The organism is Arthrobacter sp. UNCCL28 (genome assembly GCF_900102805.1).
GTDB classification, from domain to species: Bacteria; Actinomycetota; Actinomycetes; order Actinomycetales; family Micrococcaceae; genus Arthrobacter; species Arthrobacter nicotinovorans_A.
In genome coordinates this window covers 461,144-482,933 of record NZ_FMWE01000002.1, presented here as the reverse complement: position 1 = coordinate 482,933, position 21,790 = coordinate 461,144, and the positions used below count along the sequence as shown (strand labels likewise).

Genomic DNA, 21,790 nt, shown 5'->3' with positions numbered 1-21,790 from the left:
GGGTGTGAACCCCAGTACGGCATGGTGTTTTGCGAGCTCCCGGCTTTTCATCGCTTTGACGTGAACGGGAAGGGGACGCCTCTGGGACGCCGCCCGTAGACCTGCCAGAGTTCGCCGGCAAACAGCTTCCCGAACGTCACCAAGCCTGCCGCCGGGGCCGGTCCTTCGGCGCGGAACGTGGTGAGTTGCTTGGCGAAGTCGAGGGGCCGGATGTAGAGGATTCCGGCCCCGACGACGCCTGCTTGGGCGGCGCCGCCTGCAGTTGGCTGTGCGGCGTCCGGTGGCGGGGCATCCTGCGTCCCTGGATCCGGTGGCGCTGCATCCGGTGGCACAGCATCTAATGGCGCTGCATCCGGTGGCACATGCCCGCGAAGGATGGTGGCATACAGGGTGGTGGTGTCCGCCCAGAGGTCGAATCCTGCCTCGTTGCGGATTAGTTTATGGCCGGTGAACGTGAAGGGTGTTCCGCCCGGGTCCCGCAGCCACAACCGGTAGAGCATGCGCCTTGCTGGTGCAGCGGCGTCGGCGGTTTCCTGGACAAACAGATTGAACCAGCCCCGTTCCACCGGCATCCGGCCACCGAAGTAGTCCGCCAGCACGTAGCCTTCAGCTCTGGCCGGATGGTTCGGGTCGGAGGCGAACGCCTCGATGTCCTCGGCGATGATGGTCAGCTCGAACATGATCTTCCTGCTCCGGTCCCTGCCCAGGCTCCGCCCTTTCTCCGGATCGGCGATGCCCGGACTGAACCAACCGTGCATTTGTTCGGTGAACCGGACGGAGGTGGCCTCTTTGCCGCTTACGCCTGGAGTGCCGGGCCTGCCCAGTCCGCGGCTGCGCACCTGGGAAGCCTCGGGCACCTCAGAGACTGCGCTCGCTGGCTTTTCCTCAGGTGCGGTCTTGCCTTTGGTGGCGTCCGGAGCCAACGCACGCGGAGCGGACGCGGCGACGTCGACGACGGCGCCGGCCGCCTCCTGCTGTACGGCCACCTTTTCGCCGGACCCGCCGGAGCCTGCGGCATCTGCCGGGCGGATGCCCCGGCGACCAGGTTCCCCTGCGTTCCCGATGATGTGGGCGCAGGTGCGCTCCGCGAACGCTGCAATGGTCAGGGACGGGTTGGCACCCACAGGGCCCGGCATCGCGGCGCCGTCCACCACGAACAATCCGGGATAGCCGAAGACCTCGCCGTAGGAATCACATACTGCTTCGCCCGGATGCCGTCCGGAGGGGGCTCCTCCGATCGGGTGCACCGTGATGACACGCTTGGCCCACCAGAGGGGGTTGTCGATGAAGTCCCCGTCCAGGTCTTTGGAAATGGACTCCATGGTTTCGCGGACGCGGCCGAAGTACTCCTTGGAGGTTGCCATGGTCCACGCGATGGCCAGCCTCCCGTCGCGGAGGGTCATGACACCGTCGGGGACATCCCTGCCCATACCCAGCATGGGCACCGAACTGGAGGACAAACGGCCATCGCCCACCGCTGCGGCGAGGTCGGCGGAGACGTTGGACCGGCCGGCGTCGAACAGCCTGTCCTTGAAGAGCTGCCCGGCCACTTTGGCGGTCCGTTTGATGGTGGTGCCCAGTTGCGCTGTCTCGATGAGCCAGTTCATGAAGGCCGGATACCCCGCGTCCTCCACGTAATAACCGCGGCCATCGCCGTCGTCGTCGTGTGAATCCGGGACCCTGATGGCTGTGGTGATCACCGGGCCCCGGCTGCCGGCCAGATTCCGGACGCCGGGCCGTGAGCCGTTGGCCGGGGGCGTCTTCGCACCCATGATGAACGTCAGGAGGTCGCCGTTGCCGCTGAAACGGGTGCCAAGGGCGTCGCTCAGCGCAGGGAGGGAACCGCGGTTTCGGAGCAGGAGGAAGTTGGTGCCGAATGTGCCGGCACCGAGCATGAGCCGGCGGCAATGGATGATGCGTTCGGTGAGAAGTTCGCCGTGATGATCCGGATGATGCACCACATAGCGGACCTCGTATCCGCCACCCGGCGACCCGGGGTTCAAGGGCCGGATGCCACGGACGTCATGGAACGTTCTGACATCGGCTCCCTTGAAGGCGGCCGCTGAGATGTAGTTGTGGTCCAGGGTGTTCTTGGCGCCGGCATTGCACCCGATGTCGCACTCACCGCTGAGCGTGCAGGTGGTGCGCACCGTGGCAGGACCGTGGATACTGCCGTAGCCGGGCAGCGGCAGTGCATGGTTGGTTCGCGGTTCGGTCCCTGGTGCTGCCGAGAACGTGACGGCTATGGGAGGCCTGGTGATGGACAGTCCCAGGTTCGCGGCCGACTTCTCCATGGCCAGGGTCTTCGCGGTGTCCATGTACGGGTAGGGGACGGGCTGGAGCATGGCTTCGGCGGCGTCGTAATGGGGATCGAGGTCTGCCCGGGTGAAGGGCCAGTTCTCATATCCGCCGCCGGGGATGGGGGATTCGTTGACGAACCACTTTTCGTCCTTGCGCAAGAGGACATTGGCGTAGATCAGTGAGCCACCGCCCAACCCGCTGGACACCAGCCCCTCAGTGCCGCGGAACGTCCAGGCATCAAAAAGTCCATACAAGCCCCGGTCCGGATCCCAGAAGTTCCGCCCCATCTCCGACGGCGAACGCGCGAAACTGCCGGGCGGGTACGGTTTGCCGCGTTCCATGAGCACAACGGACTGCCCGGCCTCGGCCAGTCGAAGCGCCGCCACGGAACCTCCAAAGCCGGAGCCCACCACCACGGCGTCGACCTTTTCGATGCCATCGCGGCGGCGTGCCTGATCAGAAGCGGGCTCAGGTCCCGCAGCCCCACTGTTCCCGGTCCCCAGACGACCCATGGCCGTTCCTCTTAGAGGAAAGCTGACTACATAGCTGCAGCTGACGGCGCCGGGCGTGGCCGGGCGATGCCTCCGCGGACTATGGGGCTTATGTTCCCACCGGGCAGGGGATCTGTAAATGAGGTGGAGACAGTGGATTCAGCGCGCGCTAGGCAATGCGGGTATAGATCATGTCAAAGTCGTGTTCCAGCGGCCCGCCGGGGTAGGTCCCGCGTTCCAACCGGGCAGTAATGGTGTTGCCGTCCTTGGAGAAGTGGCCAACGAAGCGTTGCGGCCAGTCGGGCCCATCCCTGAACAGGGTCCACACGCCGTCCTTGAGCGTCATGTCGTAGATCCTGGCCACGCCCCGGGAGTCAAAGTAATGCTGTTGGAAGGCTCCATCCGAGCCTGTGGCTCCAATGACGCTGACCGCATTGGGGTACTCCGGCCGCTGGACCGTGGAACGCTGGATGAGGAAGCCTCCGCTTTCCAACCATTCGAAGGCGGTCCGGCCGGGCACATCCTTGCCCGGAACTGATGTTTCCCACTCGCCGAGGAGGATGTTCAAGTGCTCCAACGTAGGTTTGGGATCCCGTGCCATGGCCGCCCTCTTTTCGGGTGTTCGCGTTGCTGAACAGCTTCAGGGTATGACTCGTCCCGTTCCGCCGTACAGACCTCCGCGGAGACCGCCCGGGCTTGGTGCAGGTGGTGCCGTGCAGCGCTGTTCCGGGCTTGGCGCCATGGCGGCATCAGGGCTGGCGGGTGACCCTGCGCGTCTCACGGAACTCCGCGGGCACCGTGACAGCGCCCTTAGGAACAGCGACGGTAATGCCCCTCTTCGTCACGCTTGTGACGTTCTGACCCCATTGCTTTGCGTACTCGACGACGGGCCTCGCCGCAGCCCGGTTGCGGACGATTGCTGCGAGCACGACGGTGAGGAACGCAAGGGTCATCAGACCCGGCACCACGATGACGACCACTTGGTTGATAAGACCGGTCAGGAACAGCGCGGGGCCGAGGAACCACAGCGCCACGGTGGAGAACATCAAGACGAGAACCAGTTTCTCAGAGCGTGCGTGGACGGCCTGTGCGTGTGCCAGCTCATCCGGGTAGCGTTCCTTGAAAATACGGGTGACATCGGCGCTGAGTGCATCAGCTACGTCCTTGCTCCGGGCGGTCATGGCTCTCCAATTCGCGATGCACAGCGCGACTGGGGACAACGTCGCGGCGTTGAACCCTGCAGTCGAAGACGGTGGTTTGTTGAGTCTCCTGCCTAGCCTCCGTTGGCTTGACATTCCCTAAAGTACCGGTCTTTTGCCAGGACGCGTAAACGGCCGCAACCCCCATTCCGCCGGCCTCCTGCGCCGCGGAAACCAAGGGGGTGACCACAATGTCCGTCATCCGCTGTACACTCAAGTATCGAACATATATTCGAATAAAGGTGTGTTGTGGGCGTGATAGTCGGCCCCCGCGTGATAGATGCGGGCTTTTCCCTGATGTCAGTATTGCTGGCACCTCTCCCGGTGGCGGCCGGTTATCCCTCGCCGGCGCAGGACTATTTTGATGGCCGGATCGATCTCAACGAGCACCTCATCAAGGACGTCACCAGCACCTTCGTGGTCCGGGTGACAGGGCAGTCCATGGAAGGTGCAGGGATCAGTGATGGTGACGAGCTGATCGTCAACCGGGCACTGGAGCCCAGGGATGGGTCCGTCGTCGTGGCTGTCCTCGACGGGGAACTGACCATCAAACGGCTCCGCGTCACGCCCTCGGGAGTGATCCTCCAGGCCGACAATCCCAAGTACCCGGACATCCGCGTGCCGGCCCTTTCTGAACTCACCATCTGGGGAGTTGCCACCACATGCCTGCACCACATTTGAGCCCGCCCCGTTCGCAAGGGCCCGTTCCCAGTGAACTCTGGGAACGGATGGGCGCCGAATTCGGCTTGCCGGATCTGGAAAGGGTCCGTCATCGGCTCGCGAAGCTACATGAGGATCCCGAACCTGTGATGCAACAACTGGTGCGCGTGTTTTCCGCAGATGGCACGTACTGTCCCGGTTTCCAATTCCGCGAAGACTTGTCCTTGCACCCCGTGGTGCTGTGCCTGTTTGCGCGTGCCATGGAACTGAGGATTCCGCACAATTACTTTTCGGCCTGGATGGTCACCGGCTGCCCAGGACTGCGGGATACCAGGCCCGTGGACCTGTTGGACCGGCTGGCGCCTGCTGTCCTCGTCTCTGCCTTGGAGCGCTCCTTCGGACAAGGAGAACGGGATGGTCGCACTGCAGGGTAACGAAGGCCGGGGTTGCGGGTCAGTCCGTCGGGGTTTTTGTCAGGACGTCAACCACCGCGGCCCAGCGTCTTTCAGCATCAGCGGACGCGGCAGGGTAATGGTTGCCCGGGACCGCTACCGCGGTCCACGCCTGACCGGTTTTCTGAGCTGCGAGCATTGCCTCTTGTGTGGACGCCGGCAGGACCACTTCGTCACTGTCCGGGGCAATAACAACCACGGGCGCTGCGCAGGTCGGTGCGTGTGCTTCGCCGTCCCTTGCAGCTGCCGAAGGGAAAACGAAGCGGGTCTGTGCCCACCTGCGAAACTCCGGATCGTCCCCGTGGAGCTGAATGTGCTGCTGCAGGTCAAGGATGGGGGACAGGGCAACCACGAGCCTAGCTTGGATGTGTGCTGCGAGTCGAAGCCCTATCCAAGCACCAAAGCTAACGCCGAGGATGGATACTGCTGAGGTGGGGCGGCTCTTCAGGATCTCGGCAACCGCTTCTGCGGAAGTTTGAACCGCTCTGTCCCAGTTCTGCCAGGCAAGCTCCTGAAATGTGCCGCCGAAACCTGTGGAGCCCGGGTAGTTAAGGATCAGTAAATCAAAACCTGCATCGAGGATCCTGCGATAGGTGCCGCCGAATCTGAGATCGTCGAGTTCGTGACTGTCGGGGCCCCCGTGCAGGCACACCAGGAGTTCCTCGGCGCGAGGTTGCCGGCCTTGGACGTAAACGCACGGCAGCCCCGCCGGATTGAGGTGCACAGCCCGCACATCGACCCGCTCAGAAGCTATCCCGGTAAACACGCCTCGGCTGGTCCGCCAGGAAGAACCATGCACAAGGCCGGTGGACCGGATCACCGGATCCTCGTCCGCCCCCATGGCGAATACCTGCGAGGTTGCGGGTTCGGTGGCCGCAAACGCGAAGGATCCATCGTGGGGATCCATATAAAGAAGGCGCTGGCCCCGTGTGGAATGGATGGCGTACGCCGTTATTCGGGTATCGGATGCGGCAAGGGAAATGATGTTCCAGCCGGAAGGGGGGACGATGTCTTGGACGTCTGTTCCGCTCACGAGCGAAAACAAGCTACCAGACTTGTTCGACCGCCTGATCACGGCAAACTCGGAGGTCACCGAAATGACTGATCCCGGTCCCTTGCGGACCGGGACGCCGCGCAGGGTAGTGCTCCACCCTGAATCGGACTCGGCAACCATCGTTCCATCGGTGAGTATGCACCTCGGGACGCCGAAGGTAGCTTCAAATGGCTGCACCCTCCCGGAGCGGATATCCAAATACACCCCTTTCCCGTCCTCGACAAGTGGTTCAAAGACTGCGCAGAGAGTCGCTTCTGCGGCGTCGGGCATCAGGCTGTCCAGACGGTGGGTGCTGTCGATCGGAGCTGCGAAGGTCCGCTCCGACGGGGAGCCCAGCCCTGACTCCTGTAGGGCTATCGCCCTCACCGTCAACATGTTGGCGCTATGGACAAGGTCATAGATGAACGGGCGCCCAGGGACACAGAACGGTGCTGAAAGGTCGGACATTGGCAAAACGTCATATTTTCCACCTTGGTCATGCCCGCCGGCTGAGGTCTTATAGAGGTTTCCATCCAGTCTGCTGAAGGCAAACAGTGCGTCGTTCGCCACAGCGATGGGGACCAAGTGGTCCTCTTCAAATACGGTCTCGACGCCGGCCACTACGCCACCTTCACCATCGGTTCTGTTCGTACTCCTCTAAGTAAAAGCGGAAGTAGTCCGGAGTTAACCAGTGTGATGACGCCTGCAGTGACGAGTAGTCCTTCCGGGCCTATACCCATCCAGAGCGGAGCCCCCATGACTCCCCCGAGGGCATCACCAACCAGGAAGGCGGTCTGGGAAATCCCGAAGATGAATCCTGTGGCCTTCGCAGGGATCACGGCGTACTGGATGGTTTCTTCTGCCGCAACGGCAAGGGATACGAATGCGGCGCGCACAATGAAAATAATGGCGATCCACAGAACACCAAACCCCAAGGCGAGGGCGGCCGCCGTCGTAATGAGTCCAGTGAAAACTTCGGCGACTGTGAAAAGTCCGAAGGGTTTGGTCGCCTTGCTGTGGCGTGAAAAAAGCCACGTGGCCCCGATTTGAGCGAGGCTCATAACCGCCATAATCAATGCTGCCTGCGCCGCTGTGGCTCCGCCGTTGGTCAGAATCAGAGGCAGGTACGGTGCAACCAGGCTGACATAGAAGCCGGAGAGTACTCCTATGGCAGCCAACTTGGCCGCGACCGCCGTGTATCGCCGGCGATCAAGGGTGGGATCGGCCTGTTGGGGCTTTGCTTCCACACGGGGACGCGCAGGCGGCTGAGGGGAAATGAGAACCCAGACAAACGCGGCGGCAATCAGCGCAGGCGCGGTCAGCAATGCAGTCCTTGCTCCGTCCACCTGCGTTGCCGCCAGCGCGAAGACGGAGCCGGCTCCCACTGTGCCCAAGAGGATGCCGGTCTGATTGCCCAGATTCCTGGCTCCAACAATCTTCGGTATCTCATCATCAGTTGCAGTGGCACGGACCCAAGGCCTGATGGCCACGAGGACCAGCGAAGCGCCTGCCCCGGCAATTGCCGAGAAGACAACGACAGGGACGACGTCGGTAAAAAGTCGACCAGCAATTCCGATACCGTAGATCAGCGTCCCCAAGCGAACAGAATTGAGGCCACCAAAGCGATCTGCGAACGCGCCCCAAGCAAAAGAGAATCCTCCTACGACTGCCATGACGGCATACCCGATGCCGAATGCGACCAGCGCGCCAAGTTGTTCAAAATAGAGCGGTTGGGCGATCTTGGACATCCACATGCCACCGGCAAAGAGAACCGTAAATAGTCCGAGCTGTCCGCGCAATCCGACTTTCATGCGGAATAGCTCAGAATCGCTTCGCGGTTGGCTGTCAGCACTTCGGATTCCGGGAAAAGAGCCAGTCCGGCCTCCAACGGTTCCATCGCGTCAGCGAAGTGGCCCTGACGGACCAGGATCTCGGCGCTGAGGGAGGCTCGGCGCTCAGCTTCGCTCTGGGCCAGATCGCCGACGATCCAACCATCAACGTGGTGGGCGGCTTCGTCCACACGTCCAGCAAGCACGAGGCTGTAGACCAGATCTGTGGTGTGGGCATGGATTCGGGGCGCCAGGGAGGCGGCCCGCGCATGCGCGGTCGCGGCCTCGTCGTGCCTGCCCAGTTCCCCTTCATATACTCCGGTCAGCCCCCATGCCGCGGCCAGCGTCTCATCGAGTTTAAGAGCGGTTCTGCACGCGTCCAAGGCCTGAGCAAGTTCTCCCGCAGACGCAAGGCATTTCGCGGCTTCCAAATGATACTCAGGCATGTGAGGATCAACGTCCAGAAGTTCAACGTATGTTGAGATCGCTGCGGCCGGATCTCCGGATTGCTTGTGGCACTGGGCCAGGTTGTAGATCAGTACTGACCGATGGATTGCCACTTTCTCACCGGTCAGGGTGAGCTTTTCGATCCCCCAGCGAAGGAGCCGGACGGCATCATCGACGTTGCCTCGCCGAAAAAGGATGAGCGCGAGCCCGTTCCTGTTGAACACCTCATCAAAAACGACGTTGTCATTTTCCCGCTCGTCCGGCGTTAGACCTTGAATGATGGCATAAGCCTCATTCAGCAGTGCCTCACTACGATCCAGGCTCCTCAACCCGGACGGGTGGTGGCGGGCGTACAACATGGCTTTGCCATAGAGCGCGCGTACTGCATCAAGCGGTTCCCCGGAGTCACGCCAGCGCTCGTAATAGAACTCGGCTTGGATTGTTGCATCCAACATGGCGCTGGCGAGGGCCAAGAGGTTCCACACGCGCGGTGACTGTTCAGTCTCCTGTAGGCGTTGGCCCAGGTTCAGGGCAGTCCAGGCATCACCCGAGTTGACGTAGTCAAACGCCAACGATGCTATGCGGGCAGCATTGTCCCCTCTGGAGGGAGCCCGAAGCAGGGCGAGCAACGCCCGTTCCTCTTCCTGGACGGGGACAAGGGCGGCATCTTCCACGGTCTCTATCCGCAACTGAACCGACCAGCCGCAGATCCGGACGGCGACATCAAGGAAATCACGGCTCGGTTTGTCCATTTCCAGGGCGTCCGTCACCACGATTTCCACTTGCCCGTGGGTCCGGGAAAGGTACTGGGCGATCTTTATGTAACTGCGCTGGGCTCTCTGCTGCTGAAAGAAGCGGATCTGCTCACTGGATGTTGCTGCGTCCGTAAGGCTGGCTGATCCAGCCCTCACTTTGGCCGACAACGCGGTGTCCAAGGGGTAGAGGAGACGAAGGCTCTGGGAGAGTTCGTCCGGGTGCGCGGTGGGACTTAATCCTAAACTCTGGAGTATGGCCTTGACGACGCCAAATGAAACAGGGGAATTAGTTGATGCGCTCACGCAGAACAAGATGAGTCCTTAGATGTAAAAAGGCAGGGGTGCCGGTACTGAACCGGCACCCCTGAAGCGGAAACTAGAGTGTTGCTTTACCGCCATAAAGGACGGCAAAGTCAATCTTCTGTTCCTTGGGCTTTTCGATCTTGAGCTGCACTGATTTCCCCAATCAATAAATGAGTACAGCCCTTTGCTGCCCTCGTGAGGAAGCTAACACAGATTTATTGACAGGCAAAGTCACATGGTTTTCAAACCTTCACTTCATCGCCCCAGTGCTTTCGCGACGCCACGGCGACATCAGAAGCGTGATTGGATGGCAGTGTGCGGAAACTGTTGCCAGGGGACGACGTAACGGCGGCCCGGTTGGGCGCTTCTCGAGTAGGAGCAGGGGTTTCCGCGGAAACGGATTCGAGGCGATCCGTTGCCTCGCGCCTCATGTGGGGCATCGCGTCGGCCCTCGTCTCGGTGTTGCTGGGAGCGGTCGCCCAAGCCTCCGCGGTGTGGGTCAGCGACTCGTGGCCCGAGGTTCTGGTCTACCTCGTTATGCCGGGGTGGGCGTTTATTCTGTTCGCTCACCTTCTGAGCGGATTTGCTGCCGTGGTGGCACTGGCTCTGCTTATACCGGCGTTGGTCAGGCGGATTTCCCGTGGCTGGCTCCGGCGGCTGACTGCTGTACTTGCAGTTCTGGCCAGTGTGGCGGCGGCTCTGCCGTGGTCTCTGTATTCGGCTGGCATGGGGCTGGCCGCCGTGGCGGCAACCTACACCGAAGTAAAGGCCAGCAGCGGAGAAAGTGTCATCGTCGAACAATCAGGGTTCGACCCACAAACCTATTCCATTTATTCACAAAAATCGTGGGGGCTCTGGCAGCGAAGTGTCCCGTCGCTGTCCGCCACACAGTTCTTCGACCCCAAGGACTGCATACTGACGGGCGGAAGTGGCAACCTTGTGCTCCAGTGCGGAGTCGATGAGATCGTGGTGCCGCGCTAGGGTCGCCACTCACTGGCCAGGAAACACCTTGTAGCCGTCATCGGCAGCCGACTTCTTCGGCGCAGGAAGCGGGAGGTTTCCTGGCTGTCCTCTTCTTGTCGGGGCCTGGCGGTACAGTAAAGGTATTCGAATATATGTTCGAGTACGCGGCGTGTCCTGCTCCAGAATCGCGGCACGCGTGCTGACGCCGAACGGAGGAGACCGATGTCCAAGCCAGCACTCATGCACCGGATGCAAGAGATCGCCCACGTGGACATCAACTGTTTCTACGCTTCGGCGGAACGTGCCTTCAACCCTTCGCTGGAGGGCAAGCCAGTGATTGTGCTGTCCAACAACGACGGCTGCGCAGTGACCAGGTCTCCGGAAGCGAAGAAGCTGGGGATCGGGCTGGGGGAACCTTGGTTCAAACTTGCTCCACGGGCCAGGGAATGGGGTCTCATTGCCCTCTCAAGCAACTACGAGCTCTACGGGGACATCAGCTCCCGTGTCATGGAACTCCTGGCCCGCTACTCGGCTTGGCAGGAGGTGTACTCCATTGATGAGGCGTTTCTGGGGGTAAAAGGTCAACCGCAAGAGCTGCTGGAACTGGGACGGACCATCAAAACTGCGTGCCAACGGCATGTGGGCGTGCCGGTCTGCGTGGGGATTGCCCGTACCAAGACGCTTGCCAAGCTGGCCAACAAATGGGCCAAGCACAATCCGGCTTTCAACGGAGTGTGCCGTTGGGACTCGGTTCCTGAGGCCCAACGGGAGGCCTTGATGGCACGGCTGTCGGTGATTGAGATCTGGGGCGTAGCCACCAGGCTGACCAAACGGTTGAACGCCATGGGGATCTTCTCCATCCTTGACCTGGTCCGGGCCGACCCTGTGGCCCTGCGGGACAAGTTCTCCATTGTCATGATGCGCACAGTGCTGGAATTGCAGGGCACCCCGTGCATCCCGATGGAGGAGGAAAGGATCGGGAGGGACCAGCTGATCTTCTCCCGCTCCTTTTCAACGCCGATTACGACGACGGCGCAGCTGCGGCAGGTGCTCAGCGTCTACGGCCAGATGGCAAGTGCCAGGCTCGCCAAACACGATCTCCAAGCAAAATTGCTCACGGCCTTTGCCGCCACTTCGGTCTATAACCCCAACGACAAGTCCTTTCCGACGGTTAACGTCAAGCTGCCCATGCCCACCTCGGATCCCGTGCTGCTGACCAAGGCTGCCCATGCATTGGTTCCCAGGATCCAGGAAGGCGTCAGGTACGCCAAGGCCGGGATTATGGTCACTGACCTCCGCCCCAGCGGGAATCAGAAACCGCTGGAGATCTTTGAGAACCGGCACGAGGAACGTGGGATCGGCCCCCTGTTGGAGCAAGTCAGCAAGCGCTACGGCCGGGGCTCCATCGGTTTGGGGCACGCCGGAATCAAGGGAGGACCCGACTGGTCCATGAAACGGGACATGCTCAGTCCCCGGTACACCACCAACTGGGACGAACTTCCCTTGGTGAAGGCGGCCTGAGGTGGGCGGACGCCACTACCTACGGGCAGGCACCCCAGGCAGGCACCCCAGGCAGGCACCCCAGGCAGGCACCCAGACAGGCACCCAGGCAGGCGGCCTGGGCAGTGCACCTACGCCCGCAGCCGGTACCCGCGCTTGACTACCGTTTCCACGAGCTTGCCATCGGGCAGCGAGGAGCGCAGCCGGCTGACCGTCATGTCCAGGGCATGCACGGAGCCGCGCAGATCCAACAGGTCCGAGAGCGCCTCGCGGGACAACACTGCCCCGCCCGCGCCGAGCAGGGCACGCAGGAGCAGCAGGGGAGCCGGCGCCAAGTCAATGACCTCACCGTTGATCCGCAGGCAACGCCCACGCAGCTCAATGGTGGCGCTCTTGGTCTCCAAGCGGCGCACATGGTTCAGGGACAAATGCTCGGTAACCAACCGGATCAGCGCCCCCATGCGGTAACGGTCAGGGATCAGTGGCGTCAGACCGGCGTCGACCAGTGGTTGTGCGGTGACAGGCCCCACTGCGGCAACCGTCACGGGGCCCTTCAGGGCTTCGATGAGCTGACGGTAAAGGCCCATTTCGTGGGCTGTGCTCCACATCGCGTCCACGGCTGGTGCGCTGGTGAAAGTCAGGACATCGAGGTTGCCGCCCACCACAGCCTCGATCAGGCGCGGGAGCTTGTCCTCGCCGTCGGGCTTCACCCAGCGGTAGGGGGTGACGGTCAGGACAATGGCACCGGACATGCGCAGCCGTTCCAGCTGGCGCACATCGGTGTAACCATGCAGCTGCACGGCCACCGTCTTGCCGCGCACGCCTTCGGCCAGGAGCATGTCAACCAGTGTGGCCGTGGTTTCGTCACTGCTGATTCCGACGTCGGCAAGACCGGCCGCGCGTACGGCACCGCGGGCCTTGGGTCCACGGACGAACATGCGGCAGACGGAGAGTGCGTCCAGGAGTTGTTCTCCGATGCCGAAAGAGTCGGCGGCCTCGCACCAACGGCGCATGCCGTACGCGGTGGTGGCGATGCAGATGTCCGGCTTCGCGGCAATGATGGTGCGGGTGTCCTCAATAAGGACCATGTCTTCCTGCACCGGGGCGATCTTCAGTGCGGGGGCGTGCAACACGCTCGCACCGCGGCGCTCCAGGGCCTCAATGAGGTCACGGGAACGGCGGTGCGAGGTGACTCCGATCCGGAATCCATCCAGCGGCGCATCGGCGGCCTCGGAAACTTCCGGTGCAGCTGTAGGGTCCTGGACTTCAAAGGTGCGTGCAACAGTCATAAGTTTTACCCTCAGGCTTCAAGGAGCGAAGCCGCCAGGCGGCTCAGTTCAGCGGATGCTTCGGCGTGGTTGCGGTTGGCCTCGGCTACCTTGACCACTTCGCCAATGACCAGCACAGCCGGATTGCTGCAGCCGGTGGCAGCTGTTTCGATCGTACCCAGGTCAGCGATGGTGGTGCGTTGCCCCGGACGGTAACCGCGTTCCACCACGGCCATTGGCATCTCCGGCTTCATCCCTGCCCGGCGCAACCCGGCGGCCAGTTGGGGAAGGGTGCCGATGCCCATGAGGACCACGATCGTCCCGCCCAGGCCGGCCAAATGCATGTGTTCCGTCTCGGTCAAGGGTGCGTGGCCGGAGACCACCGTGAACATGTGGCTCACTTCGCGGTGCGTGACCGGGATGCCGGCTGCGGCGGGAACGGAGATGGCGCTGGTGACGCCGGAGATGACCCGTACCGGGACCCCGGCGGCAACGCAGGCAGCCACCTCCTCGCCGCCACGCCCGAACACGTAGGGATCCCCGCCCTTGAGCCGGACCACGTTCTTGCCCGCAAGGGCAGCTTCGACCATCAGCTTCTCGATGTCGCGCTGCGTGACTTTGTGAAGGCCAGGCTGCTTGCCCACGTCCACCAGTTCCGCAGAGGTCAGATCGGCGAGCTCCTGGTAAGGGGCCAGGCGGTCATAGAACACCACGTCGGCATCACGCAGGGCGTCCACGGCGCCGACGGTCAGGAGGTCCAGGGCTCCCGGGCCTCCGCCCACCAAAGTCACGTGACCCTCCGCGCCGGGGGCAGGCTCAAAAGCCACGGGCACACCGGCCTCGCGGCAGCGTTCCACCAACGGCAGCCAGCCGTCGTCGCCGTCGTCCACCACGGCCACCAGGAACGGACGCTCCGGGAGCAGCCCGTCACCTGGCACCCCCGCAGGTGTGCTCAGGCGGTACACGTTGGCCCCGGCAGCCTGGTATCGCCGGATGGCTTGGCGGGCACAGGTGTCCGAGCCCGTGACAAGGACGTCGCGGTCGGTGAGATCAATAGTGAGCTGCATGGTGAACCCCTAGTTTCCTGCGCCGACGGTTTCGCTGCGGACCGGAATGGTCGACGCGATGAGCACGCCACCCTTTTCCTCATTGGTAGCCGGACGGATCTGGCCACGCTCCGGAACGAAGGAAATGGATTCGTCCTTCTGGTCGGGAGCATTGACGAAGGAGCGGAAACGGCGGAGGCGCTCCGGGTCCTTCAAGGTTTCTGCCCACTCGTCCTCGTAGGTGTCGATGTGCTTGGCCATGGCGGCCTCAAGCTCCTCGGCGATGCCCAGGGAGTCGTTGACCACCACTTCCTCGACGTGTTTGATGCCGCCGTCCAGCTCTTCCTGCCAGCGCGCGGTGCGCTGGAGGCGGTCGGCGGTGCGGATGTAGTACATGAGGTAGCGGTCGATGTACTTCAGCAGCGTTTCGTCGTCCAGGTCCTTGGCCAGCAGCTGGGCGTGTGCCGGAGTGGCACCGCCATTTCCGCCGACGTAAAGGTTCCAGCCGTCCGCGGTGGCGATCACTCCCACGTCCTTGCCCCGGGCCTCGGCACACTCGCGGGCGCAACCGGAAACACCCATCTTCAGCTTGTGCGGGCTGCGGAGGCCGCGGTAGCGAAGCTCCAGCGCAATGGCCATGGCCACCGAATCCTGTACTCCGAAACGGCACCAGGTGGATCCAACACAGGACTTCACTGTGCGAAGGCTCTTGCCGTAAGCCTGCCCGGACTCGAAACCGGCGTCCACCAGCTCCTTCCAGATGTCCGGGAGCTGCTCCAGCCGTGCACCGAACATATCGATGCGCTGGCCGCCGGTGATCTTGGTGTAGAGGTTGTACTTCTCAGCGACGGCTGCGATGACGCCAAGGCCCTTGGGGGTGATCTCACCACCTGCGATGCGGGGGACCACCGAATACGTGCCGTCCTTCTGCATGTTCGCCAAGGCGCGGTCGTTGGTGTCCTGCAGGGACCCACGTCCGGCGTCCAGGACGTACGCAGAGTGCTGGCTTGCGAGGATGGAGGCAATGGTCGGCTTGCAGATGTCGCAGCCGGCGCCGGTGCCGTATTTGGCCATGATCTCTTCGAACGAGGTCAGTTCCAGCACCCGGATGGCGTCGAAGAGTTCCTGGCGGGACAGGCTGATGTGCTCGCACAGTGCCTTGGAAACTTCGATGCCGGACTTTGTCAGTTCGCCCTCGAGGAGCTTCTTGAGCATGGGGACACAGGAACCACATTGGGTGCCGGCACGGGTGCAGCCCTTGAGCTCGCCGAGTTCCTGCACGGGGGAGTTGCCTTCGCAGGCACCGCACCCATTGATGGTGTCGCGGATGGTTCCGGCGGCCACGTTGTTGCAGGAACACAGGATGGCATCGTCGGGAAGCTCAGTCTCAGGTGCCTCACCTCCACCCGCGGCGCTCAAATACGCGCCGGGTTCTGCTGCCAGTTCGCGGCCCAGGAGCGGGCGAAGGCTCATGTAGGGGGAAGCATCGCCCACGAAGATGCCGCCCAAGAGGGTCTTGGCATCATCGGTGGTGACGATCTTCTGGTAAACGCCGCGTGCCGGGTCGGCGTAGACAATTTCCAGGGAATGCTCGGTCCGGGCGAACGCATCACCGAAGCTGGCCACATCCACGCCGGACAGCTTGAGCTTGGTGGCAGTGTCGAAGCCGGGGAATGTCGCCTCGCCACCGTGCAGGCGGTCGGCAACGATCTCGGCCATGGTGTTGGCAGGTGCCACTAATCCAAGGCACATGCCTCCGAAGTTGGCCACTTCACCGATCGCCCAGATGCCCTCCACCTCAGTGGCACAGTAATCGTTGATGACCACGCCGCCACGCTGGCCCAGGCTGAACAGCTGCTCCTCACCCTCTGCTGCGCGGAAGAGGTCGTCGCGGGGCCTGACCCCGACGGCTACGATCACGATGTCCGCCTCAATGGTGCGGCCGTCCGCCATCAAGACGCCGGTGACGTTGCCGTCGTCGTCCGTCAGTACTTCGGAAGGGAACACGCCACCATGGACCTCAAAGCCCTTGGCCTCAATCAGGCGACCCAGCGACTGCCCGGCACCCTCATCCAATTGCGTGTTCATCAGCCACGGTGCTCCGTTGATGACAATGGGAGTGGCACCCAACTGTTCGGTGCCGGCAGCGGACTCAAGGCCCAGCAAGCCGCCACCAATAGTGACCGCGTTAACCTTGCGGCCCAGCTTTTCCCGGAGCTCGGCGATGGCCTTGTTGATGGCCCAGACGTCATCGAGCGTGCGGTACACGTGAGTGTGTTCGGCACCGGGAATCGGGAGGCGGGCTGCATCCGAGCCCGAAGCCACCACCAAGTGGTCGTATTCGTACGTGTTCCCCGCAGCGGTAAGGACACTCCTGGAGGCGGAGTCGATCTTCACGGCGCGCTCGCCGGTCACCAGGGTCAGCGCCTCGTGGTCCCACATGGACGCGTCGCCCAAAGTAAGGTCCACACCGGTTTCGGTGAGGGCCTTGCTCAACGCCACGCGGTCGTAGGGGAGGTGCGCCTCTTCGGTCAGCACCGTGACCTGCCAGCCTTCAAGACCGCGGTTGACCATGGCATCGGTGAAACGGTGGGCAGCGGGGCCGCCGCCGACGACGACGACGCGGCGCGGGTTCTCTGTGCTTGAAGTGTGTCCGGTCACTGGTGGGCCTTTCGCAGACGTTGCAGACGGATCTGCTGCAACTCGTGGTTCCAGACTAGGTATGGGCAGTTTCGCGTCAGTTTCCCTTTTGTTTCGTGATCTTAACTTCTGCATCACAACGGCATTTCGTGAGGCGTGAGGTCTCTTTTACGCGCTGGACACAAACGCGGACACCTGATGAAACACCAGGGTCCTAGCGTGGAAGAGTGGCCGCAAGCGTGGCCCGGTCCGGGGGAGTGACGGCGAAAATGCCAGCACCCGGACAGAGTGAGAGGGGCTGAAATGACCGTAATTCTGGACCGTGCCGTGGATGTTGCCGTTACCGGCGAGTGGCACAGGATTTGCCCGCTGGATGAACTCGAGCTGGCTTGGGGCGAGGCGGCACTGGTTGCAGGCCGACAGGTTGCGCTGTTCCGCATCGCGTCCACCGAGGTCTTCGCCGTGGCTCAGCAGGACCCGGCAACACTGGCCAACGTCATGGCCCGCGGGATCATCGGATCCCGCGGAAGCCGGCCGACCATCTCATCGCCACTGCATAAAGAGGTCTACGACCTCGAAACCGGGGAGTGCTTCACCAACCCCGAGCTCGCCCTCGATGTGTTCGCCACCCGGTTGGTGGATGGCTTCATCGAGGTTGAACTCTAACCCGGCTAAAGACCGACGCTTCTAAAGACCCAACGCTTCGCGGACATCCCTGAGGACATCGTCCAGGGAGGTCCGTGCGGCCTGGCGGGCACCGGGAAGTTCCGCGGCGGACTCCACGGGCTGGATGACTTCCAAGTAACACTTGAGCTTGGGCTCGGTGCCGCTGGGCCGGATGATGACCCGGCTTTGGTCCCGGGTCAGGTACAGCAGTCCGTCCGTGGGCGGTAAGGCTTCGCTTCCTTCGGCAAGGTCGGTAAAGACCTCGACGGCGGAGCCCCCGAACGCTTCGGGCGGATTGACGCGCAGGCGGTTCATCATGGCATCCAGCAGTCCAAGGTCCGCCACCCGGATGCTCAACTGGTCACTGGCGTGCAGGCCATGCACCAGGTAGAGATCGTCAAGGGTGTCAAAGATCGTCCTGCCCTCGGCCTTGGCAGCTGCTGCCAGTTCCGCGATCAGTACCGCCGCTGAGATACCGTCTTTGTCCCGCACCAGCTCGGGCGCAACGCAGTACCCCAAGGCCTCCTCGTACCCGTAGGTGAGGCCGGGAACCCGTGAGATCCATTTGAAGCCAGTGAGCGTTTCCTCGTGGGCGTACCCTGCGGCTGCGGCGATCCGGGACAGAAGGCGCGAAGAAACGATCGAGTTTGCGAAGACGCCCTCCCTGGCTTCCTCGCCTTCACCGGCTGCCCGGCGCGCCACGATGTGTGCACCCAACAGCGCGCCCACTTCATCTCCACGAAGCATCCGCCAGGTTCCCGTGGACGGGTCCAAGGCGGCCACCGCAGCCCGATCGGCGTCGGGGTCGTTGGCCAGGACGATGTCCGCGCCGGCCTCCGCGGCAGCTGCGAGCGCCAAGTCCAGCGCACCAGGCTCTTCGGGGTTGGGGAAGGCAACAGTGGGGAAGTCCGGATCGGGTTCAGCCTGTTCGGCCACGAGAGTGACATCCCCAAATCCGGCGGCATTCAGGACGGAGACAGCTGTTTCGCCGCCGACGCCATGCATGGGGGTGAGGATGATTTTGAGGTCCCGGGCCGGGAAATGTTCCCGGTCAACCAGCCCGGCCATGGTGGCTTGATAGTCCGCGGCGATGGCCACGGGCAGTACGGTCCAACCGCTATCGGCCAGCTCTATGGAGTCCAGCGCACCCACAGCGTCGATTTTTTCCGCGATCTGCGCATCGTAGGGAGCCACGATCTGGGAGCCGCGTCCGCTCCCGGAAACAGCATGCCGCCCGAGGTAGACCTTGTAGCCGTTGTCCTGCGGCGGGTTGTGGCTGGCTGTGACCATCACGCCGCCGTCGCAGTCCAGGTTCCTGACCGCGTAGGCGAGCAACGGCGTCGGAAGTGCTGCAGGCATCAGGAACGTCTCTATGCCCGCGGCGGTGAAGATCGCGGCAGTTTCCTGCGCGAAGATGTCCGAGTTGTAGCGGGCGTCGAAGCCGACGACGGCGCGCGGCCGGGTCCCGGGGGCCGCTGCGGCTACCGTCTCCGTGAGGAAAGCTGCCAGGCCTGCTGCTGCGCGCCGGACCACGACGCGGTTCATGCGGTTTGGGCCGGGGCCGAGGGCTGCGCGGAGACCGGCCGTGCCGAATTGCAGGGTGCCGCTGAAGCTGTCGCCCAGTTCCTGCACTGCTGCCGCATCTCCACCCTCGGCGAGCTCCGTCAGCTCCTCCAAGGCAGCCGACGTCGCCGGGTCCGGGTCTTGTGAGGCCCATTGGCGGGCGTCGGTGAGCAGCTGGTCAAATGCGGCATCGCTGGATGTCATAGGGTCAAAACTATCCTCATTGAGCGCTTCAGGGGCAACGGGCGGTGTGATCCCGCCCCTAAAAGTGGTCTTAAAGGGGTGGGATCCCACTCCCGGCGGAGTTGCCCGGGCAAAGCTAGAGTTTGGCGATGATCTCTGCCAGCAACTTGGAGATCCGCTTTCCGGCTGCGTGTCCGGCTTCAAGGACTTCCGCGTGGCTCAAGGGAACCGGGCTGATGCCGGCGGCGAGGTTGGTGACGAGCGAGATGCCGAAAACTTCCATGCCGGCGTGGCGGCCGGCGATCGCTTCCAGTGCCGTGGACATCCCCACCAGGTCTGCGCCGATCCGCTTGGCGTACTGGACTTCTGCCGGTGTTTCGTAGTGAGGCCCGGTGAACTGTGCGTACACGCCGTCCTGCAGGGAGGGATCTACTTCACGGGCGAGCTCGCGGATGCGGGAGGAGTAGAGGTCGGTGAGGTCAACGAACGTCGCGCCCTCAAGCGGAGATGCTGCGGTGAGGTTGATGTGGTCGCTGATCAGTACGGGAGTGCCCGGGGTCCAGTCCTCATTGAGCCCGCCGCACCCGTTGGTGAGGACCAGCGTCTTGCATCCGGCGGCAGCTGCCGTCCGGACACCGTGGACTACGGAGCGCACGCCGCGTCCTTCGTAGTAGTGTGTCCGGGCGCCAAGGACCAGGGCCCGCTTGCCTTCTTTGGTCAGGACGGAGCGGATGGTGCCAACGTGGCCCACCACGGCGGGCTTGTGGAAGCCGGGAACTTCGGTGGCGTTCAGGGTGGCGGTGGTTTCACCGATCAAATCCGCAGCCTCCGCCCATCCGGATCCGAGCACCAGGGCTACGTCGTGGGACTCGACGCCGGTCTCCGCGGCAATGAAGTCGGCGGCGGCTTTCGCGGCCTCAAAGGGGTCTGTGTTCATCAGCTCAGTGTTACTCACTGGTACAAGCTACCTTGCGGCCACGGGACTTTGGTAGGGACCCGCGACCTGGTGAGGGTGGGCTGAGTGGCAGCCGGAGCGGCAATGAGCGAGAATTGAGGATTGTGACCACCCAAGTTGACTTCAGTGCCCCCCGTATCGCGATCCTGGGAGGTGGTCCCGGCGGATATGAAGCTGCCATGGTGGCCGCTTCGCTCGGCGCCCACGTCACCATCGTTGAGCGTGCAGGTCTCGGCGGCTCAGCCGTCTTGACCGACGTCGTGCCTTCCAAGACCCTCATTGCTACCGCCGACCTCATGACCCGCGTTGGCGAGGCGGATGAGCTCGGAGTGAAGTTTGACGGCGACGGCTCGGCTTCCAAGCCCCGTGCAGACCTCAAGCACATCAACGATCGCGTGCTGAACCTGGCCCATGGACAGTCCGAGGACATCCGTGCCGGCCTGGAGCGCCTGGGCGTGGAGATCGTGATCGGCTCCGGCAAGTTGCTGGACAACAACACCATCGAGGTCCTCACGCTCGAGGGCACCCGGACCATTGACGCCGATGCCATCCTGCTGGCTGTGGGCGCACACCCTCGTGAACTTCCCACCGCCAAGCCCGACGGCGAACGCATCCTCAACTGGGCCCAGATCTACAACCTGGATGAGCTTCCCGAAGAACTGATCGTTGTGGGTTCGGGCGTCACCGGTGCCGAGTTTGCCTCGGCCTACAACGGTTTGGGCTCCAAGGTCACCCTGATCTCCAGCCGTGACCAGGTCCTCCCCGGCGAGGACACGGATGCGGCCAAGTTGCTCGAAGGCGTCTTTGAACGCCGCGGCGTCACCGTCCTTTCCAAGTCCCGCGCCAACGCGGTGGAGCGAACGGACGACGGCGTCAAGGTCACCTTGGGTGACGGATCGATCGTGACAGGTACCCACTGCCTGGTGTGTGTTGGTTCCATCCCCAACACTGCCGGTGTTGGCCTTGAAGAAGCCGGCGTGACCCTCACGGAGTCCGGCCACATCAAGGTGGACGGCGTTTCCCGCACCACAGCTCCCAACATCTATGCCGCCGGCGACTGCACGGGCGTCTTCGCCCTGGCCTCGGTCGCGGCCATGCAGGGCCGCATCGCTATTGCCCACTTCATGGGCGACGGCGTGAAGCCGCTGAAGCTCAACCAGGTAGCCTCCAACATTTTCACGTCCCCTGAGATCGCTTCCGTGGGTGTGTCCGAGGCCGATCTGGCCTCGGGTAAATACCAGGGCGATGTTGTGATGTTGTCCCTGCTCAGCAACGCCCGCGCCAAGATGCGCAACACCAAGGACGGGTTCGTCAAGATCATCGCCCGCAAGGGTTCCGGCACCGTGATCGGTGGCGTAGTGGTGGGGCCGAACGCATCCGAGCTCATCTTCCCGATCTCCGTCGCGGTAACCCAGAAGCTCCACGTTGATGACGTGGCCAGCGCCTTCACGGTGTACCCGTCGTTGACCGGATCCATCTCGGAAGCTGCGCGGCGCCTGCACGTGCACATGTAACCGCCAGCCAAAGTGGACGCCC

Annotated in this window: 17 protein-coding genes; 6 read left to right on the top strand and 11 right to left on the bottom strand. The window is 63.0% G+C overall.

The window, feature by feature from the left end:
* Positions 1-47: 47 nt before the first annotated feature.
* The 3 genes from BLQ01_RS06785 to BLQ01_RS06775 form a co-directional block, all read right to left on the bottom strand.
* Positions 48-2,813, bottom strand: a complete 2,766-nt coding sequence (locus BLQ01_RS06785) for a GMC oxidoreductase (protein WP_091550738.1) — start codon at positions 2,811-2,813, stop codon at positions 48-50.
* A gap of 148 nt (positions 2,814-2,961) precedes the next feature.
* The gene (locus BLQ01_RS06780) at positions 2,962-3,393 is read right to left on the bottom strand and encodes a hypothetical protein (protein ID WP_091550737.1); all 432 of its coding nucleotides are present in this window, start codon (positions 3,391-3,393) and stop codon (positions 2,962-2,964) included.
* 148 nt (positions 3,394-3,541) lie between these two features.
* The gene (locus BLQ01_RS06775) at positions 3,542-3,973 is read right to left on the bottom strand and encodes a hypothetical protein (RefSeq protein ID WP_091550735.1); all 432 of its coding nucleotides are present in this window, start codon (positions 3,971-3,973) and stop codon (positions 3,542-3,544) included.
* A 267-nt stretch (positions 3,974-4,240) separates the two neighbouring features.
* Between BLQ01_RS06775 and BLQ01_RS06765 the strand changes: the two genes are divergently transcribed.
* Both BLQ01_RS06765 and BLQ01_RS06760 read left to right on the top strand, forming a co-directional pair.
* Positions 4,241-4,672 carry a LexA family protein gene (locus tag BLQ01_RS06765; protein ID WP_026547099.1) on the top strand — a complete coding sequence of 144 codons (432 nt, stop codon included), beginning with the start codon at positions 4,241-4,243 and terminating at the stop codon, positions 4,670-4,672.
* Between the two features lie 125 nt (positions 4,673-4,797).
* Positions 4,798-5,085, top strand: a complete 288-nt coding sequence (locus tag BLQ01_RS06760) for a hypothetical protein (RefSeq protein WP_254779262.1) — start codon at positions 4,798-4,800, stop codon at positions 5,083-5,085.
* Positions 5,086-5,104: 19 nt separating this feature from the next.
* Here BLQ01_RS06760 and BLQ01_RS06755 read toward each other — a convergent pair whose 3' ends face one another.
* Genes BLQ01_RS06755 through BLQ01_RS06745 form a run of 3 tightly spaced genes read right to left on the bottom strand, consistent with a single transcriptional unit; the run spans position 5,105 to position 9,470 of the window.
* Entirely contained in the window at positions 5,105-6,757 is a 1,653-nt protein-coding gene (locus BLQ01_RS06755; RefSeq protein WP_091550730.1) for an alpha/beta hydrolase family protein, read from the bottom strand.
* On the bottom strand, positions 6,757-7,947 hold the full coding sequence (locus BLQ01_RS06750; protein ID WP_091550728.1) for an MFS transporter: 1,191 nt from the start codon (positions 7,945-7,947) through the stop codon (positions 6,757-6,759). The genes BLQ01_RS06755 and BLQ01_RS06750 overlap by 1 nt, the downstream gene beginning before the upstream one ends.
* Complete coding sequence (locus BLQ01_RS06745; RefSeq protein ID WP_139183449.1) at positions 7,944-9,470, bottom strand: tetratricopeptide repeat protein; 1,527 nt, start codon at positions 9,468-9,470, stop codon at positions 7,944-7,946. The genes BLQ01_RS06750 and BLQ01_RS06745 overlap by 4 nt, the downstream gene beginning before the upstream one ends.
* A gap of 315 nt (positions 9,471-9,785) precedes the next feature.
* Between BLQ01_RS06745 and BLQ01_RS06740 the strand changes: the two genes are divergently transcribed.
* Together BLQ01_RS06740 and BLQ01_RS06735 are read left to right on the top strand one after the other, a co-directional pair.
* On the top strand, positions 9,786-10,451 hold the full coding sequence (locus BLQ01_RS06740) for a hypothetical protein (RefSeq protein ID WP_139183448.1): 666 nt from the start codon (positions 9,786-9,788) through the stop codon (positions 10,449-10,451).
* A 204-nt stretch (positions 10,452-10,655) separates the two neighbouring features.
* Entirely contained in the window at positions 10,656-11,954 is a 1,299-nt protein-coding gene (locus BLQ01_RS06735) for a Y-family DNA polymerase (protein ID WP_091550723.1), read from the top strand.
* A 110-nt stretch (positions 11,955-12,064) separates the two neighbouring features.
* Here BLQ01_RS06735 and BLQ01_RS06730 read toward each other — a convergent pair whose 3' ends face one another.
* From BLQ01_RS06730 to nirB, 3 genes are read right to left on the bottom strand one after another with little or no spacing between them, the layout of a single operon-like run.
* Positions 12,065-13,222 carry a uroporphyrinogen-III synthase gene (locus tag BLQ01_RS06730; RefSeq protein ID WP_091550722.1) on the bottom strand — a complete coding sequence of 386 codons (1,158 nt, stop codon included), beginning with the start codon at positions 13,220-13,222 and terminating at the stop codon, positions 12,065-12,067.
* Between the two features lie 11 nt (positions 13,223-13,233).
* Positions 13,234-14,268 carry a uroporphyrinogen-III C-methyltransferase gene (gene cobA, locus BLQ01_RS06725; RefSeq protein WP_026542746.1) on the bottom strand — a complete coding sequence of 345 codons (1,035 nt, stop codon included), beginning with the start codon at positions 14,266-14,268 and terminating at the stop codon, positions 13,234-13,236.
* A gap of 9 nt (positions 14,269-14,277) precedes the next feature.
* Positions 14,278-16,908 carry a nitrite reductase large subunit NirB gene (gene nirB / locus BLQ01_RS06720; protein ID WP_026542745.1) on the bottom strand — a complete coding sequence of 877 codons (2,631 nt, stop codon included), beginning with the start codon at positions 16,906-16,908 and terminating at the stop codon, positions 14,278-14,280.
* Between the two features lie 282 nt (positions 16,909-17,190).
* On the opposite strand from nirB, the gene nirD reads away from it, so the two are divergent.
* Entirely contained in the window at positions 17,191-17,553 is a 363-nt protein-coding gene (nirD, locus tag BLQ01_RS06715; RefSeq protein WP_026542744.1) for a nitrite reductase small subunit NirD, read from the top strand.
* 21 nt (positions 17,554-17,574) lie between these two features.
* On the opposite strand, the gene BLQ01_RS06710 is transcribed toward nirD, so the two are convergent.
* Positions 17,575-19,320 carry a phospho-sugar mutase gene (locus tag BLQ01_RS06710; protein WP_091550720.1) on the bottom strand — a complete coding sequence of 582 codons (1,746 nt, stop codon included), beginning with the start codon at positions 19,318-19,320 and terminating at the stop codon, positions 17,575-17,577.
* 115 nt (positions 19,321-19,435) lie between these two features.
* Positions 19,436-20,254 (bottom strand): purine-nucleoside phosphorylase, encoded by an 819-nt coding sequence (locus BLQ01_RS06705; protein WP_091550718.1) that lies wholly within the window; start codon positions 20,252-20,254, stop codon positions 19,436-19,438.
* 104 nt (positions 20,255-20,358) lie between these two features.
* Between BLQ01_RS06705 and BLQ01_RS06700 the strand changes: the two genes are divergently transcribed.
* Entirely contained in the window at positions 20,359-21,768 is a 1,410-nt protein-coding gene (locus BLQ01_RS06700; RefSeq protein ID WP_026542741.1) for an NAD(P)H-quinone dehydrogenase, read from the top strand.
* Positions 21,769-21,790 lie beyond the last annotated feature (22 nt).